General features: G+C 73.8%; 2 protein-coding genes. One reads left to right on the top strand and one right to left on the bottom strand.

Going from position 1 to position 3,376, the window contains the following annotated elements:
• Entirely contained in the window at positions 1 to 1,650 is a 1,650-nt protein-coding gene (locus ACY5KJ_RS18960; protein ID WP_462203999.1) for a hypothetical protein, read from the bottom strand.
• Between the two features lie 266 nt (positions 1,651 to 1,916).
• On the opposite strand from ACY5KJ_RS18960, the gene mptB reads away from it, so the two are divergent.
• Positions 1,917 to 3,376 (top strand): polyprenol phosphomannose-dependent alpha 1,6 mannosyltransferase MptB (mptB, locus tag ACY5KJ_RS18955; protein WP_462203998.1); only part of this gene is annotated, 1,460 nt, incomplete at its 3' end.

The following is a 3,376-nucleotide window of genomic DNA, read 5'->3' as shown; positions in this document are numbered from 1 at the left end:
TCAGGAGACACGCTGACCGACCGGGCAGTCCAGGGCGCTGGCGCGGGTCAGGCCGTCGACGGACAGCCGGGCGGACAGGCGCACCGGTCCGGACGACTCGGTGAGAATGCCCGTCCAGCCCCCGGCCGCCCGGAAGACGCACGCCGTGCCCCCCGACAGCTGCCAGTAGGGGGTGTAGTGCACGAGCACCGTGGCGACCCCGGGCGCGTGGAAGTCGACCGCGACCGAACTCACCCCCAGTTCGGTGAGTGAGGCCGGTCCCTCTACCAGACCCGGGGAGTCGGTGACGAGCCACACCTTCCAGTGCGCGTTCTGCCAGGCGAGCTCGAGATAGGGCAGACCGGCCCGCAGCAGCCTGGCCTCGACGGCCGCGGAGGGATCCAGCTCGACGTCGGGGAGGGCGACGTAGCGGATGCCGCGGGCGAGCAGCCACTCGTGGTAGGTCTCGGCGTTCAGTGTGCCGTCGTAGAACAGCGCGTTGTACTTGCTGTCGAGCTGGCGCAGCCAGCCGCGGGCCATGGGTACGGACGGGGCGACGAAGCGCGCCTCCCAGTGGGCCCGAGTAAAGGGAATCTCCACCCGCCCGGCCGGCACCGGCGCGCCGCGGTCGAGGTAGTCGAGGAGCTCGGTGTAGTAGGCCTTCGACCCGGACGGATCGCCGTGGACGAGCAGCGCCCCGTGCACCGGCCCGATCTGCCAGCCGATCAGCGGGATCGCCGCGACCGCGAGGACGCGGCGGCGTTCGGCGAGCAACAACGCCGCGGCGGGGCCGGCGAGCAGCGTCGCCGGTCGGGTGATGTTCCCGCCGACCTGGGTGGGCACGAAGAAGAAGACCACTGCCGCGGCCGCCCAGAGCAACAGGCCGTGCCGGATGGGCCGGATGAGCCGGGCGTGCCCGGGCACGATGAGCAGGCCGACCGCGATGAGGGTCAACAGCGACAGGAAGGTGACCGCGGGAAAGGGCTGGTACCCGTCCTCGGGAAACGCGAGCACGACGATGATGCCGGATCCGGCGCCGACGAACGGGAGCGCGCGGCGCCATCCGATCGTCGGCAGCAACGCGAGGCCGACGAGCAGCACGAAGCCGCCGGCCAACGGAGACGCCAGCGACGACAGGACCGCGCCGATCCAGGTCAGCTTCGTGTGCCGTTCCCGCGCGCCGACCAGCGCCAGCGCACCGAAGGCCATCCCGAGAGCGAACGGCATGCGGCCCACGACGAGGTTCGCCACCGTCGAGACCGCGAACCAGACAAGGACCAGATCATGCCCGGCCCGCCGGCCAGGACCGCGGAGTAACCGGGTCACGATCATCGTCGAGGCGACGCAGGAGATCGCGCCGAGCGGCTGTACCCCGACAAGCGCACCGAGCGGGGGGAACAGCACACTGTAGCCGGGGATGGTGTGACCGCCGTACCACTGATCGTCCCAGAGCACCACTCCGCCGTGCCGGAACAGCCAGACCCGGTACTCCTGGGCGGGGGTGTCCGGACCGGTGATGCCAAGACCGATGCACAGCAGGCAGAGCGCGGCGGTCAGAATCCAGGGCCAGCGGCGAACCGCCACGACGACGGCGAGAACACCCCGCACGAACGGTCCGCGGTGCCGCGGCGGCTCGAGGGCGATGGAAGGGGTCTGGGGCAGTGTGGCCACGCGAGGCTCCGACCCGGGGTGCCCGGGCCCACCCGTCGCCGGGGCGGTCGACGCCGCCCGCCCCCCCGAGATGGCGTCAGGCGAGGGACCAGGGGTCGCGAGCGTTGTCACCCGCGACCCCCCCACGCACCGACGACAGTCCATCCGCCGTCTCCGACCGGTCATCACCCGACAGCTTGCCCCGCGGGCGGCGTCAGGCCACGCCCGTCCTGTCCGGACCAGGCAGCGGCCGGCCCCGACCTGCCGGCATCCGGGCCCCGACCAGGGTGACCCTGCTGGTCCTCGCCGGTGGCGGCGCCGCGGCCGTGGCCATGGTGAGCGAGGGTCGGCTCGGTTCGCGCGATCCGCACACGACCGACCCTTCCTCCTGGTGGGGCATTCTCCCATCGGCGGCCCCGTCGGATACCGCAAGGGGCGTCTTGGCCGGCTTGGCGGCCCTGGGCATCATCACTCTGTGTCTGTGCTGGGGCGGGCTTGTGCGCGCGACGATCGCCGGCCGCACCTCCCCGCGGGCCGCCCTCGCGGCGGTGATCGTCTGGAGCCTCCCGTTCGCGGTGGGCCCGCCGCTGTTCAGCCGGGACATCTACGCCTACGCCGCTCAGGGTGAGCTGGCGAGGCTCGGCCTGGATCCGGCGACACACGGCGTCTCCGTCCTGCTGACCGCTGAGGGCTCGGGCTCGGCGTTCGTCCGGGCCGTCGACCCCCGGTGGTGGAACACCCATGCGCCCTATGGCGGTGCCGCGGTCGCCGTGGAGAAGAGCGCCGCGGCCCTCGGCGGCGGGCCGGCCGGGACGGTCACGCTGCTCAAGATAGTCGCGATCCTCGCAACGATCGCGATGGTCGTCCTGACGCTACGGCTCGCCGGACCGGAGCCGGGCCGACGGGCCCTGGTCATGGTGCTCGTCGCGGCCAATCCGGTCGTCGTCGTGCACCTGATCGGCGGAGCCCACCTCGACGCAACGGCCGCGGCGCTGCTCGTGGCGGCGCTGGTGGTGGACCGCCGACGGCTCGTCTCGGCACCGGCGTCCGGCCCGGAGGGAAAAAGCACGCCGACGGCTCGGCAGGCCGCGCTCGGCGCCGCCGCGACGGCGCTGGTCGGCGTGGCCGGAAGCGTCAAGGCAACCGCCCTCCTCGGCGTCGCCTGGCTGGTGCTGGCGCATCTGCGGGCCGCCCGGCCGGCGCGACGCCCGATCCGCGCCGGCGCCGTGCTGCTCGCGGCCGATGCCGCCGCGGTCGCGCTCGCCGCGGGGCTGAGCATGGTGGCTGGCGGCTTCGGTCCGACCTGGATCCACGCGTTGTCCACGTCGGGCACCCTGACCACGGGGATCGCACCAGCCTCGATTCTCGCCGCGGCGGTCGACGGGGTCGGCGGCATGCTTGGTCCGGTCGGCCGCCATCCGTCCGGCGCCGAAACGCAGCGGGCGACTCGGGCCCTGTGCCTGGCCGGCGCGGCGCTGGTGGTGGCCTGGCTCGCCCTGCGCGCATGGCGGGACCGGGGCGGGTACACCGGCGGGGGTTCGCCCGGTTCCGGCGGGAACGAGCCCGGCGGGAACGAGCCCGGCTCGGGCACCGGCCGTCGGCACGACCTGATCGTGCTCGGCTACGGCGGGCTGGCGGTGGCGCTCGGCAGCCCGGTGCTCTACCCCTGGTACCTCGCGCTGTGCCTGCCGGCACTCGCGGTCGCCGTGGCCCTCGCCCGGTCAACCCCGCCGGCGCCCCACCCTGG

Source organism: Frankia sp. CcWB3, assembly GCF_977927595.1.
Note: the sequence above shows the minus strand (reverse complement) of the source record. Positions and strands in the feature narration are given on the sequence as shown.